Below are 15,700 nucleotides of genomic sequence, written 5' to 3' on the forward strand. Positions count from 1 at the left end.
CGGATAAAAAAGTGCGTTACTTTCTGCGTTAGTAAAAATTTAAATAGCTTAGAAGTATCCGTAAATAAATGCTTTATAATTAAAACATGAATCCCTCTCTGTCCGCCACTACTTATTTATGTCTCTGTAAGCTACGCCTTAGACACTTCAACCTTAATGCATAATAAAATAACATACTTACATAAATAAAAGTAATTTAAATTTATTGTTTGATTAAAAATTTTAGATATTTAAAATCAGACGAGAAGATCTCTCGCCTGATTGATAAATTAGAAGTCTGTTTTGATGTCAGTGTCTATCTGAATGTAGATAGTCTCGCCTGCATGATCACCCGAAGTAACCTTACTTTCATAAAGCTCATATCCCTCTTCGGCTTTATAGTCGGTTGATTTTTCCCATTTGCCAGTTACCGTATCATTACTATCGCCGTCTATTTTTAATATAGTATCGATACTATCGGTCATATCTAGCACATCATCGGCGGATAGGTTAAGCAAGCCTACACTATTATCCCCTTTTCCAAGATCTAGTCTGTTGATATGCTCCATCCTTGCATCTAGGCTGCTAGCATCAGACATCTCGGTTCTTCCAAACCAGTAATTATTAACAGTATAGTTTTGAGTTAAATTATCGAAATTTATAGTTTCGCCAACTTTAACAGTATCATATGTATCTTCACTACCTATATGTTTATCATAATCATAATGCGCAAAGCCATATCTGCTAGAACCAGCTTGTCCATCCTTGCTTATACTATAGCCTTTAAACGTGTCTATGGTATTATCAAAAGTTTCTGTTATACCTATAGTGCTTGGTCCTGTCGGCACACTTGGAGCTACTGGGGTTTCCGGTATAGCAGGATTTACAAACGTAGAAGAAGATGTTTGAGTTACACTATCACCATCCGCATCAGTTATAGTAAATTTAATATCAATAGTCTCGCCTTCTTTACTATTAGCCACATTCTCATCAGCAGTGTAGTCATAAGTGCCCTTTGCAAGATCCACAACTAGCTTACTACCTGTATCTCTTACTACCTCAACTTTGGCTATCACATCTCCGTCACTGTTTATCTCGCACGCTTCGCCGTTTATAGTCTTGGCAGCGATATCATATATGTAAGTTTTACCATCTATTTCGACACTAATAGTACCATTTTCATCAGCACCGAGGTCAAAACCGACTTCTCCATTGGCTTTTGTAACAAAGTTAACGTTTTCAGCTGTTTTAGCCTCAAATTTTAACTTGCTAAATTCCTGTGCATCTGTATTTTCACCGGTTATGCCGTTATAAGAGATAGAATTTAAGCTTGAGAGATTTACGTCTTCGCCTAGTTTATAAGACTCGGCTATTATGCCATTTTTCGTTAAAAACTCCCTCCAAATGCTCTCTTCCGCCTTGCTAATACCGTGGTCGGTAGTAACCTCGGAAGTTATCTCGATGTTGCCATTTCTATAAAATCTTGTTCCGGTGCTATTTGTAGTGATATATCCTGAGCTACCGCTGTTGGTAAATCTATTACCTGTTCCAAAATTCCAAATTTTACCATCGTATAAAATAGACGCAGTGTTGCTTAAAGATGTGCTACTTGCGTCAGATACGGTAGCATCGCCATCAGATACAAAGTGGATCCTATTTTCTACGCCTTTTTCCGTAAATTTACCATTTTTATCAAACGTCTCCATGGTTTTAGCAAGTGCGGCATCATAATTTGTGCCAGATAGCAAAGAGCTTTCTAAAGAGTAAGTAAATGCCTCTTTTCCGTTTACAGTTCTATGTGCATAGTATCTTGCTATCATGGCTTTCGCGTCGTTTATACTCATCCAAGTATCGCCATGAGAATTTGTTAGCGTGGCTGCCTTACCTGAAAATGCCACAAGGCTTACTTTAACGTTCTCTTCACCTTTTGTGCCGTAGTCATTAAGTAACGCCATAAGACCCTTATATGCCGCATCAACTCTCATGGTCTTATCTGTAGCACTAACTTGATCAAACATACTTATAGAAAAGTCAAGCACCAATGTAACGTTTGATTTTGGATTTGCGATGGTTATGTCCATGGTGTTATTTGTTGGATTGTATGACGTTGGCGTACTATCGTTAATCGTTACGTTTATGTCTATACTTGCGTTACTACCAACCATATTTACAGCCTCTACCGTCACACCTTTTGTTGTTGTTGAGTCTAATAAGTTACCCTCACCATCTTTGTGAAATACCGGTTTTAGTAAGCTTGTTGAAATTTGACCGTTATTGTCGACACTTAGCTCTATTACGGTTGCACCGCCTTGGCTTGCTTCTTTACCTACCAACTTGCCATCTTCATTAAACCACAATACCTTGGTGTCGGCATTTGTTAGTAATCCGCTATCTGTGCCGTCTTGTGTAGTAAATGTAAATGACGTTACGGCCGATGAGCTTTCTGTCTTTATGGCATCAGCACTACTTGCTCCGCCCTTTATATCATATTCAGAAACTGTTAAGGTGATATCACTATCTATAAATTTAATACTGTTGTCTACGGTTATACTAGAAGAAACTTCGCTAGATTGATTTCCTGCGATATCTTTTATAAAGGCACTTATGCTGGTATTTTTGCTCTCCATTACTTCAACAGGTATTTTTATAGAACCGTCTTTAACCTCTATGGTGCGCCCGTCGTCAAGCTGGGCAGTAGAGCCGTTTTGAGATAGTATGCTTACAGTTTTTGTTTCGCCGCTTGGATTTGTGATAGTAACAACAACCGTATTTGTCGCACTCACATCACTTGGTAACGTAATGGTTGCGGTCGTTTCGTTTGCCTTGCCATCTTTGGCGTTTTCTTCGTTGTTTAAAACACCGTCTTTCTTGGTATCTTCATCCCATGAAATGATCGGATCATTTGGTTTAGTGTTATCGGTGAAATTTAAAGATGTGGCACTATTATTATCTGTGCTAGTATTACCAGCTTTATCTGTTACGCTAGCTGTTACATTAGTATTTGGCTGAACATCTGTAGTATCTATAGATATATTAAACTTACCCTCACTATCTGTAGTAACTGTGCCTATTACCTTATCTGCTACACTAATAGTTACGTTAGTGTTTGGCTGATTAGTGCTTCCGCTTAGCTCTACCCTATCGGCTATACCATCAGCCTCACTATTAGTATCTGTAATAATAGGTGTATTTAGAGTTATCTCTGGTTTAGTGTTATCGGTGAAATTTAAAGATGTGGCACTATTATTATCTGTGCTAGTATTACCAGCTTTATCTGTTACGCTAGCTGTTACATTAGTATTTGGCTGAACATCTGTAGTATCTATAGATATATTAAACTTACCCTCACTATCTGTAGTAACTGTGCCTATTACCTTATCTGCTACACTAATAGTTACGTTAGTGTTTGGCTGATTAGTGCTTCCGCTTAGCTCTACCCTATCGGCTATACCATCAGCCTCACTATTAGTATCTGTAATAATAGGTGTATTTAGAGTTATCTCTGGTTTAGTGTTATCGGTGAAATTTAAAGATGTGGCACTATTATTATCTGTGCTAGTATTACCAGCTTTATCTGTTACGCTAGCTGTTACATTAGTATTTGGCTGAACATCTGTAGTATCTATAGATATATTAAACTTACCCTCACTATCTGTAGTAACTGTGCCTATTACCTTATCTGCTACACTAATAGTTACGTTAGTGTTTGGCTGATTAGTGCTTCCGCTTAGCTCTACCCTATCGGCTATACCATCAGCCTCACTATTAGTATCTGTAATAATAGGTGTATTTAGAGTTATCTCTGGTTTAGTGTTATCGGTGAAATTTAAAGATGTGGCACTATTATTATCTGTGCTAGTATTACCAGCTTTATCTGTTACGCTAGCTGTTACATTAGTATTTGGCTGAACATCTGTAGTATCTATAGATATATTAAACTTACCCTCACTATCTGTAGTAACTGTGCCTATTACCTTATCTGCTACACTAATAGTTACGTTAGTGTTTGGCTGATTAGTGCTTCCGCTTAGCTCTACCCTATCGGCTATACCATCAGCCTCACTATTAGTATCTGTAATAATAGGTGTATTTAGAGTTATCTCTGGTTTAGTGTTATCGGTGAAATTTAAAGATGTGGCACTATTATTATCTGTGCTAGTATTACCAGCTTTATCTGTTACGCTAGCTGTTACATTAGTATTTGGCTGAACATCTGTAGTATCTATAGATATATTAAACTTACCCTCACTATCTGTAGTAACTGTGCCTATTACCTTATCTGCTACACTAATAGTTACGTTAGTGTTTGGCTGATTAGTGCTTCCGCTTAGCTCTACCCTATCGGCTATACCATCAGCCTCACTATTAGTATCTGTAATAATAGGTGTATTTAGAGTTATCTCTGGTTTAGTGTTATCGGTGAAATTTAAAGATGTGGCACTATTATTATCTGTGCTAGTATTACCAGCTTTATCTGTTACGCTAGCTGTTACATTAGTATTTGGCTGAACATCTGTAGTATCTATAGATATATTAAACTTACCCTCACTATCTGTAGTAACTGTGCCTATTACCTTATCTGCTACACTAATAGTTACGTTAGTGTTTGGCTGATTAGTGCTTCCGCTTAGCTCTACCCTATCGGCTATACCATCAGCCTCACTATTAGTATCTGTAATAATAGGTGTATTTAGAGTTATCTCTGGTTTAGTGTTATCGGTGAAATTTAAAGATGTGGCACTATTATTATCTGTGCTAGTATTACCAGCTTTATCTGTTACGCTAGCTGTTACATTAGTATTTGGCTGAACATCTGTAGTATCTATAGATATATTAAACTTACCCTCACTATCTGTAGTAACTGTGCCTATTACCTTATCTGCTACACTAATAGTTACGTTAGTGTTTGGCTGATTAGTGCTTCCGCTTAGCTCTACCCTATCGGCTATACCATCAGCCTCACTATTAGTATCTGTAATAATAGGTGTATTTAGAGTTATCTCTGGTTTAGTGTTATCGGTGAAATTTAAAGATGTGGCACTATTATTATCTGTGCTAGTATTACCAGCTTTATCTGTTACGCTAGCTGTTACATTAGTATTTGGCTGAACATCTGTAGTATCTATAGATATATTAAACTTACCCTCACTATCTGTAGTAACTGTGCCTATTACCTTATCTGCTACACTAATAGTTACGTTAGTGTTTGGCTGATTAGTGCTTCCGCTTAGCTCTACCCTATCGGCTATACCATCAGCCTCACTATTAGTATCTGTAATAATAGGTGTATTTAGAGTTATCTCTGGTTTAGTGTTATCGGTGAAATTTAAAGATGTGGCACTATTATTATCTGTGCTAGTATTACCAGCTTTATCTGTTACGCTAGCTGTTACATTAGTATTTGGCTGAACATCTGTAGTATCTATAGATATATTAAACTTACCCTCACTATCTGTAGTAACTGTGCCTATTACCTTATCTGCTACACTAATAGTTACGTTAGTGTTTGGCTGATTAGTGCTTCCGCTTAGCTCTACCCTATCGGCTATACCATCAGCCTCACTATTAGTATCTGTAATAATAGGTGTATTTAGAGTTATCTCTGGTTTAGTGTTATCGGTGAAATTTAAAGATGTGGCACTATTATTATCTGTGCTAGTATTACCAGCTTTATCTGTTACGCTAGCTGTTACATTAGTATTTGGCTGAACATCTGTAGTATCTATAGATATATTAAACTTACCCTCACTATCTGTAGTAACTGTGCCTATTACCTTATCTGCTACACTAATAGTTACGTTAGTGTTTGGCTGATTAGTGCTTCCGCTTAGCTCTACCCTATCGGCTATACCATCAGCCTCACTATTAGTATCTGTAATAATAGGTGTATTTAGAGTTATCTCTGGTTTAGTGTTATCGGTGAAATTTAAAGATGTGGCACTATTATTATCTGTGCTAGTATTACCAGCTTTATCTGTTACGCTAGCTGTTACATTAGTATTTGGCTGAACATCTGTAGTATCTATAGATATATTAAACTTACCCTCACTATCTGTAGTAACTGTGCCTATTACCTTATCTGCTACACTAATAGTTACGTTAGTGTTTGGCTGATTAGTGCTTCCGCTTAGCTCTACCCTATCGGCTATACCATCAGCCTCACTATTAGTATCTGTAATAATAGGTGTATTTAGAGTTATCTCTGGTTTAGTGTTATCGGTGAAATTTAAAGATGTGGCACTATTATTATCTGTGCTAGTATTACCAGCTTTATCTGTTACGCTAGCTGTTACATTAGTATTTGGCTGAACATCTGTAGTATCTATAGATATATTAAACTTACCCTCACTATCTGTAGTAACTGTGCCTATTACCTTATCTGCTACACTAATAGTTACGTTAGTGTTTGGCTGATTAGTGCTTCCGCTTAGCTCTACCCTATCGGCTATACCATCAGCCTCACTATTAGTATCTGTAATAATAGGTGTATTTAGAGTTATCTCTGGTTTAGTGTTATCGGTGAAATTTAAAGATGTGGCACTATTATTATCTGTGCTAGTATTACCAGCTTTATCTGTTACGCTAGCTGTTACATTAGTATTTGGCTGAACATCTGTAGTATCTATAGATATATTAAACTTACCCTCACTATCTGTAGTAACTGTGCCTATTACCTTATCTGCTACACTAATAGTTACGTTAGTGTTTGGCTGATTAGTGCTTCCGCTTAGCTCTACCCTATCGGCTATACCATCAGCCTCACTATTAGTATCTGTAATAATAGGTGTATTTAGAGTTATCTCTGGTTTAGTGTTATCGGTGAAATTTAAAGATGTGGCACTATTATTATCTGTGCTAGTATTACCAGCTTTATCTGTTACGCTAGCTGTTACATTAGTATTTGGCTGAACATCTGTAGTATCTATAGATATATTAAACTTACCCTCACTATCTGTAGTAACTGTGCCTATTACCTTATCTGCTACACTAATAGTTACGTTAGTGTTTGGCTGATTAGTGCTTCCGCTTAGCTCTACCCTATCGGCTATACCATCAGCCTCACTATTAGTATCTGTAATAATAGGTGTATTTAGAGTTATCTCTGGTTTAGTGTTATCGGTGAAATTTAAAGATGTGGCACTATTATTATCTGTGCTAGTATTACCAGCTTTATCTGTTACGCTAGCTGTTACATTAGTATTTGGCTGAACATCTGTAGTATCTATAGATATATTAAACTTACCCTCACTATCTGTAGTAACTGTGCCTATTACCTTATCTGCTACACTAATAGTTACGTTAGTGTTTGGCTGATTAGTGCTTCCGCTTAGCTCTACCCTATCGGCTATACCATCAGCCTCACTATTAGTATCTGTAATAATAGGTGTATTTAGAGTTATCTCTGGTTTAGTGTTATCGGTGAAATTTAAAGATGTGGCACTATTATTATCTGTGCTAGTATTACCAGCTTTATCTGTTACGCTAGCTGTTACATTAGTATTTGGCTGAACATCTGTAGTATCTATAGATATATTAAACTTACCCTCACTATCTGTAGTAACTGTGCCTATTACCTTATCTGCTACACTAATAGTTACGTTAGTGTTTGGCTGATTAGTGCTTCCGCTTAGCTCTACCCTATCGGCTATACCATCAGCCTCACTATTAGTATCTGTAATAATAGGTGTATTTAGAGTTATCTCTGGTTTAGTGTTATCGGTGAAATTTAAAGATGTGGCACTATTATTATCTGTGCTAGTATTACCAGCTTTATCTGTTACGCTAGCTGTTACATTAGTATTTGGCTGAACATCTGTAGTATCTATAGATATATTAAACTTACCCTCACTATCTGTAGTAACTGTGCCTATTACCTTATCTGCTACACTAATAGTTACGTTAGTGTTTGGCTGATTAGTGCTTCCGCTTAGCTCTACCCTATCGGCTATACCATCAGCCTCACTATTAGTATCTGTAATAATAGGTGTATTTAGAGTTATCTCTGGTTTAGTGTTATCGGTGAAATTTAAAGATGTGGCACTATTATTATCTGTGCTAGTATTACCAGCTTTATCTGTTACGCTAGCTGTTACATTAGTATTTGGCTGAACATCTGTAGTATCTATAGATATATTAAACTTACCCTCACTATCTGTAGTAACTGTGCCTATTACCTTATCTGCTACACTAATAGTTACGTTAGTGTTTGGCTGATTAGTGCTTCCGCTTAGCTCTACCCTATCGGCTATACCATCAGCCTCACTATTAGTATCTGTAATAATAGGTGTATTTAGAGTTATCTCTGGTTTAGTGTTATCGGTGAAATTTAAAGATGTGGCACTATTATTATCTGTGCTAGTATTACCAGCTTTATCTGTTACGCTAGCTGTTACATTAGTATTTGGCTGAACATCTGTAGTATCTATAGATATATTAAACTTACCCTCACTATCTGTAGTAACTGTGCCTATTACCTTATCTGCTACACTAATAGTTACGTTAGTGTTTGGCTGATTAGTGCTTCCGCTTAGCTCTACCCTATCGGCTATACCATCAGCCTCACTATTAGTATCTGTAATAATAGGTGTATTTAGAGTTATCTCTGGTTTAGTGTTATCGGTGAAATTTAAAGATGTGGCACTATTATTATCTGTGCTAGTATTACCAGCTTTATCTGTTACGCTAGCTGTTACATTAGTATTTGGCTGAACATCTGTAGTATCTATAGATATATTAAACTTACCCTCACTATCTGTAGTAACTGTGCCTATTACCTTATCTGCTACACTAATAGTTACGTTAGTGTTTGGCTGATTAGTGCTTCCGCTTAGCTCTACCCTATCGGCTATACCATCAGCCTCACTATTAGTATCTGTAATAATAGGTGTATTTAGAGTTATCTCTGGTTTAGTGTTATCGGTGAAATTTAAAGATGTGGCACTATTATTATCTGTGCTAGTATTACCAGCTTTATCTGTTACGCTAGCTGTTACATTAGTATTTGGCTGAACATCTGTAGTATCTATAGATATATTAAACTTACCCTCACTATCTGTAGTAACTGTGCCTATTACCTTATCTGCTACACTAATAGTTACGTTAGTGTTTGGCTGATTAGTGCTTCCGCTTAGCTCTACCCTATCGGCTATACCATCAGCCTCACTATTAGTATCTGTAATAATAGGTGTATTTAGAGTTATCTCTGGTTTAGTGTTATCGGTGAAATTTAAAGATGTGGCACTATTATTATCTGTGCTAGTATTACCAGCTTTATCTGTTACGCTAGCTGTTACATTAGTATTTGGCTGAACATCTGTAGTATCTATAGATATATTAAACTTACCCTCACTATCTGTAGTAACTGTGCCTATTACCTTATCTGCTACACTAATAGTTACGTTAGTGTTTGGCTGATTAGTGCTTCCGCTTAGCTCTACCCTATCGGCTATACCATCAGCCTCACTATTAGTATCTGTAATAATAGGTGTATTTAGAGTTATCTCTGGTTTAGTGTTATCGGTGAAATTTAAAGATGTGGCACTATTATTATCTGTGCTAGTATTACCAGCTTTATCTGTTACGCTAGCTGTTACATTAGTATTTGGCTGAACATCTGTAGTATCTATAGATATATTAAACTTACCCTCACTATCTGTAGTAACTGTGCCTATTACCTTATCTGCTACACTAATAGTTACGTTAGTGTTTGGCTGATTAGTGCTTCCGCTTAGCTCTACCCTATCGGCTATACCATCAGCCTCACTATTAGTATCTGTAATAATAGGTGTATTTAGAGTTATCTCTGGTTTAGTGTTATCGGTGAAATTTAAAGATGTGGCACTATTATTATCTGTGCTAGTATTACCAGCTTTATCTGTTACGCTAGCTGTTACATTAGTATTTGGCTGAACATCTGTAGTATCTATAGATATATTAAACTTACCCTCACTATCTGTAGTAACTGTGCCTATTACCTTATCTGCTACACTAATAGTTACGTTAGTGTTTGGCTGATTAGTGCTTCCGCTTAGCTCTACCCTATCGGCTATACCATCAGCCTCACTATTAGTATCTGTAATAATAGGTGTATTTAGAGTTATCTCTGGTTTAGTGTTATCGGTGAAATTTAAAGATGTGGCACTATTATTATCTGTGCTAGTATTACCAGCTTTATCTGTTACGCTAGCTGTTACATTAGTATTTGGCTGAACATCTGTAGTATCTATAGATATATTAAACTTACCCTCACTATCTGTAGTAACTGTGCCTATTACCTTATCTGCTACACTAATAGTTACGTTAGTGTTTGGCTGATTAGTGCTTCCGCTTAGCTCTACCCTATCGGCTATACCATCAGCCTCACTATTAGTATCTGTAATAATAGGTGTATTTAGAGTTATCTCTGGTTTAGTGTTATCGGTGATTATACTTGAGTTGTCAGTATTGTCGCTTGCGTCTGACATCGTACCGATCGATCCAATAGGGTTGTTTAAGCTAAGTCCGCTTAAGACCTCATCTAAACTTCTATCACTATCAGCGTAGATATTGCTTTCATGACCGCCCTCGGTAAAATACGACTCGTTAAGCTGAGCTGTGCCACTGTTGTTGCCACCTGCGACACCTGCGGCGGTTTCTTCTAAGTCATCTAGACTTTCGCCTGCTAAGATCGCCTTTTGTAAGTCCGAAAGCTCGGCTATCGCATCGGCGCCAAAACTCTCATTGCTTGCAGTGCTGTGATCTATAGCCACCGTATCATTTTCTAATATCTCTATATTTTCGCCATTATCCATGGATAAAACAGCTCTAGAGTCGCCACCTTGCGTCTTTACCGTCTCACCTAAAAAGATCGCATCGCCAACATTTAGTGCTCTTTCTTTGCCATTTTCATCAACTGCTACGACGCTACCGATAATCTGCTTTACTACTCCAACTTGCGCTGCCATGGTATTTTCCTTAGTGTTTTACTTTTATTTTGACTAGATTATAACAAAACAAGTAGCTTGCGTCTATTGTACCTAGGTACAATACAAATAACATGATCACGAAGAGCGCTCTGCTTAATGCCCCTCTCTAATCCTTAAAAACACAGGAAATCTCGGCAGCCCGTTTTTGGTTAAATTTTGATATTTATAAGTTATTATCGTGCCTATTGCAGGTGGATTTTTACGCATTTTATCACTAAAGCCCGAGCCTATCTTAAAAGTCGCAGCATCTTTTAAATTTCTACAAGTAAGGCTTCCCATAAATCCTTGAAATTTACCCCTACCCGCATTTATCTTTATAATCTCGCACTCATCGTCTAAAAATTTCTTGAGTTTTAAAATTTTATCGCTTCTGCCACTTTGATAGCTAGCGTTTGGATCGCGCACGACAACACCCTCGCCGCCATTTAAGGTTACCTTATCAAGAAATTTTACTACATTTTCGTGCGAGATGGCTGGTAGTTGCTCTATGATTTTTATTTGCGGGCAAGGATTTTTATCTAGGTAATTCCTTAAAATTTCAAGTCTTTGTATAAGACTGCCATCTTCATTTGGTAGATCAAAGACATGATACTCTAACTCGCTCCAGCCCTTGTCTTGGCTACTGTTTACAATAGAAGTTATGCGTTCAAAGTCAAGAGAGCGACTGTAAATTTCACCGTCAAGGCTAAAATTTGGGAAGCACGACAGCCAGGATTTGGGTGTGGATATGGCTAAATTTGCCCTGCTTTTTAAGGTATTGCCATTCCAAATTCCACGCACACCGTCAAGCTTCTCACTCATCATCCATGTGCTTAAATTTTCATCGCCCTTATAGACTTTAAGAAGCATTGGCTCTTTAGCAAAACAACTCGCTACAAACACCAAAAATAAAGCAAAGAGCATTTTCATGTGCTAAATTTGAACTCCGTAAAACTCGCTATACCACTCGACAAATCTCGCCACACCGTCGTTCACGCTTGTGTTTGGCTTGTAGTTAAAATCCTCTACAAGATCACTCACGTCAGCAAATGTCGCAGGCACGTCGCCAGCCTGAAGTGGCATGAAATTTTTCTCTATCTCGCGCCCTATCCTTATCTCAACCGCCTTTATGTAGTCCATGAGTTCAACTGGGCTGTTGTTGCCTATATTATAGACCTTAAACGGCGCACTTGAAGTCGCTGGATCAGGATTTTTCGCGTTCCATTTTGGGTTTGGCTTAGCTGGGTTGTCCACGCATTTTATGATACCTTTTACGATATCATCCACGTAGGTAAAGTCGCGCTTCATCTTGCCGTGATTAAAGACATCTATGCTCTTGCCCTTAAGTGCAGCTTCGGTAAATAAAAATAGCGCCATATCAGGGCGTCCCCAAGGACCATAAACGGTGAAAAAGCGTAGACCAGTGGTCGGCACACCAAAGAGGTGGCTGTAAGTATGCGCCATCATCTCGTTGCTCTTTTTTGTTACCGCGTAAAGGCTTATCGGGTGATTTACCGCTTCGTGAGTAGAAAACGGCATATTCTCATTTAGCCCGTAAACCGAGCTTGAGCTTGCGTAAACCAAGTTTGCTGTTTTGTTGTGGCGACAGCACTCTAAAATGTTTAAAAAGCCCGTGATATTACTATCTATATAAGCTTGTGGATTGATAAGCGAGTAGCGAACTCCAGCTTGTGCGGCTAGATTTACCACGCAGTCAAATTTATACTCTTTAAATAAATTTTCAAGCACCTCTTTATCGGCTAGATCTGCTTTTATAAATTTTAAATTTGCATTTGTTTTTGAGGTAATTAGCTTTCTTTCCTCTATCTCACTCACGTCAAAACCGGCATTTTTAAGACGCGCTAGTTTTAAATTTACGTCGTAGTAGTCGTTTATATTGTCATATCCAACGACCTCATCACCGCGTTTTGCTAGCGCATTTGCTAGGTGAAAGCCGATAAATCCAGCCGTTCCAGTTACTAAAATTTTCATATTTTTCCTTTACTCATCATCTAAATTTATCTCAGGTAATTGCTCGTTTAATTCTAAATTTTCACGTTTTTTGTTTTTTAAATTTACCGCACCTTTTTGCAAGATCCCATCAAGTCCGACTTTTGCCAGATGTTCATCAAGCTCTTTAGGTTCGACCCGCCCAAGGTCTTCATCTGCAAAATTTTCATCTTCAAAGTGCTCTTGAAATTCTTCTTCATACTCACTCTTGCCCTCAAGTCTTAAAATTTCGCTCTCTACCGCATCACAGAAAACATCCGTATAACTCATTTTAGGACGCTCATTTAGTAAAAATTCACTCATCACATTTAGGTAGCTAGCATAGTCTTCTGACGTTAAATTTCCACGCAAAAGCTCGTATTTTAAAAACAGCCAGTATGTATTTAGTACGTCTGATTCACAGTATTCGTTTATCTTCGCTATCTCGCCGCTAAAAAAGAGTTCGGTGACTTGATCGCCGTGCACATCGTATTTGCCAGGTAAATTTAACGAAGCACAAAGTGTGTCTAGCTTTAGACCTCTAACTGAGCCAAAATCACTAATATGATCAAGCAAATCAAGATGAAATTTACCGTCATATCTACTTCTGTAGTTTTCCCATTTATTTTTATTTAACTCGCGGTTTTCGCTCTCAAAATACGAAGGCGCGCTTAAGTTATATTTCATCGCCCTTACCATTATCATAGGAAGGTCAAACCCTCTTCCGTTAAAGCTAACTATGCGTGGATTATACTCGTTTATAAATTTGATAAATTTGGCCAAAATTTCTCTCTCATTTGCTCCTTCCATAGTGTTTACGCGCAAAAATTTACCGTATTCATCAGCCATAACCGCAGATATAACCACCGTTTTATGAAACATCACAGGCAAAAACTCACTTCCGCTTGCGGCTTTTTGCGCACTAAATGCCTGCTGACACACACTCATATCATCTCCCCTATATCCGTAAATGCGCCTTAAAAGCGAAACATCAGGTATCGTCTCGCAGTCAAATACGCAAATGTAATTTCTAGCCATTTTAAACCTTTAAAAATTTTGTAAATCATATCAAATTTTAGATTTAAAACTAAGAAATATTTTTGATTTAAAAATTTAATCCGACAATTTTCATTTTACATATAATTTTGATAATTATTTGACATTAATTATCAAAATAGATATAATACTCGCGAAAAAATTTAAAGGCAGAAGAGAAATTTATGGAATTATTAAAAGGCAACCTCGACTACATTATTATAGGGATTTTAGGCTTTATGAGCTTTTTTGTTATTTGGTATAGCATTGAGCGCATGATTTATTACGCAAAAGTCGATATAACGCAATTTAAAGCCATAGAAACGCTCGAAGAAGCACTTACTAAAAATTTAACAACACTTTATATTGTGTATTCAAACGCTCCTTATATCGGGCTTTTAGGCACGGTTGGCGGTATCATGATAACATTTTACGACATGGGTATGGCAGGAGGGATCGATACAAAAAGTATTATGATAGGTCTTTCTTTGGCACTTAAGGCAACGGCATTTGGCCTGCTAGTAGCGATACCTACGCTCATGATCTACAACGGCTTTGTAAGAAAGGTCGATGTCATACTAAACCGCTATAAGGCATACAATGCGCTTAAATAGAAAAGACGGGCTAAATATCGTTCCTTTTATCGATATTATGCTTGTTTTGCTTGCCATTGTGCTTAGTATCTCGACATTTATAGCACAGGGAAATATCCCTATAGATCTGCCTAGTTCAAATAGTGCAAAACAAGAGAAAGACGATAAAAAAGTGAGTATAGTTATTGATAAAGATAATAAGATTTTTATCGATGAAACAGAGGTTTATGACGAAGAGCTTAAAGACAAGCTTAGCAATGTCGACCCTAAAATGCTCATCGAACTTAGAAGTGACAAAGAGTCTAAATTTGACACTTTCGTCAAGGTTATTGATATTTTAAAAGAAAAACAACATGAAAACTTTGCAATCACAACTATCACTAAATAAATTCTCAAATTTTAGCGGATTTACTGTATCCGCTTTGGTTCACGCATTTTTTGTCGTATTTTTACTCCATCACCCTTTTGAGCAGATAAAACCTGCCGAAAACAAATCCATAAAGATAAACTTACACTCGTTTAACGTCCCGACATCAACAGTTGAAATTTCAAGCGCTCCACAGATAGCACCTGAGGTTATGATACCAGAGCCCACTCCTCCTGCTCCTGTGTTACCGCCAAAAGAGGCAGAAAAGCCAAAGCCTATCCAACCGATAAAAGAGATAAAACCTCAACCAAAAAAGATGGAAAGAAAAAAGGTTGAGAAAAAGATAGAAAAACCAAAAGAGATCGCCCCTTTGCAACCTACCCTAACACAAAATACACCTCCCGCTAACGTGGCTAATCCAAACAATTTACCGACGACTAATGCCGTTCAAGCAGCAGCTCCGATTGCAAAAATAGCTGAGCTAAATTTATCAAACTCTGCAGGCAGCGAAGAGTTTAAAAAGATAGTTGATGCGATAGTAAAAAACCAGCGATATCCCAAAAATGCAAAGAAAATGCGCCAACAAGGTGTCGCAGAAGTAAAATTTCTCATACGAAAAAACGGTTCGGTAGACGAGATAAAGATAGCCAAAAGTTCAGGATATGCAAGTCTTGACGAGGGAGCTATAAACAACGTAAAGCGTGCGAGTAAGGACTTTCCGATGCTTGGCGCGGATTATTACATAAACATTCCGATCTCATTTAGACTTTTATGATCAGGATAAATTTAAAGCT

General features: G+C 37.4%; 7 protein-coding genes. 3 read left to right on the forward strand and 4 right to left on the reverse strand.

The window, feature by feature from the left end; genetic code table 11:
* Positions 1–269: 269 nt before the first annotated feature.
* The 4 genes from CCAL_RS07485 to CCAL_RS07500 all read right to left on the reverse strand — a co-directional run bounded on the left by CCAL_RS07485 (position 270) and on the right by CCAL_RS07500 (position 13,949).
* Positions 270–10,922, reverse strand: a complete 10,653-nt coding sequence (locus CCAL_RS07485) for a retention module-containing protein (protein WP_172285139.1) — start codon at positions 10,920–10,922, stop codon at positions 270–272.
* A 114-nt stretch (positions 10,923–11,036) separates the two neighbouring features.
* The gene (locus CCAL_RS07490) at positions 11,037–11,852 is read right to left on the reverse strand and encodes a DNA ligase (RefSeq protein ID WP_170017276.1); all 816 of its coding nucleotides are present in this window, start codon (positions 11,850–11,852) and stop codon (positions 11,037–11,039) included.
* A gap of 3 nt (positions 11,853–11,855) precedes the next feature.
* Complete coding sequence (locus CCAL_RS07495) at positions 11,856–12,914, reverse strand: NAD-dependent epimerase (protein WP_172285140.1); 1,059 nt, start codon at positions 12,912–12,914, stop codon at positions 11,856–11,858.
* Between the two features lie 9 nt (positions 12,915–12,923).
* Entirely contained in the window at positions 12,924–13,949 is a 1,026-nt protein-coding gene (locus tag CCAL_RS07500; protein ID WP_170015761.1) for a 3'-5' exonuclease, read from the reverse strand.
* Positions 13,950–14,131: 182 nt separating this feature from the next.
* Between CCAL_RS07500 and exbB the strand changes: the two genes are divergently transcribed.
* Genes exbB through CCAL_RS07515 form a run of 3 tightly spaced genes read left to right on the forward strand, consistent with a single transcriptional unit; the run spans position 14,132 to position 15,681 of the window.
* Entirely contained in the window at positions 14,132–14,560 is a 429-nt protein-coding gene (exbB, locus tag CCAL_RS07505) for a TonB-system energizer ExbB (protein WP_169936612.1), read from the forward strand.
* Complete coding sequence (gene exbD / locus CCAL_RS07510; protein WP_169936614.1) at positions 14,547–14,927, forward strand: TonB system transport protein ExbD; 381 nt, start codon at positions 14,547–14,549, stop codon at positions 14,925–14,927. The genes exbB and exbD overlap by 14 nt, the downstream gene beginning before the upstream one ends.
* On the forward strand, positions 14,893–15,681 hold the full coding sequence (locus CCAL_RS07515) for an energy transducer TonB (protein ID WP_228026605.1): 789 nt from the start codon (positions 14,893–14,895) through the stop codon (positions 15,679–15,681). Before exbD ends, CCAL_RS07515 begins: the two co-directional genes overlap by 35 nt.
* Positions 15,682–15,700: the final 19 nt, after the last annotated feature.

Source organism: Campylobacter sp. RM6914, from assembly GCF_004803835.1.
Lineage (GTDB): Bacteria > Campylobacterota > Campylobacteria > Campylobacterales > Campylobacteraceae > Campylobacter_A > Campylobacter_A californiensis.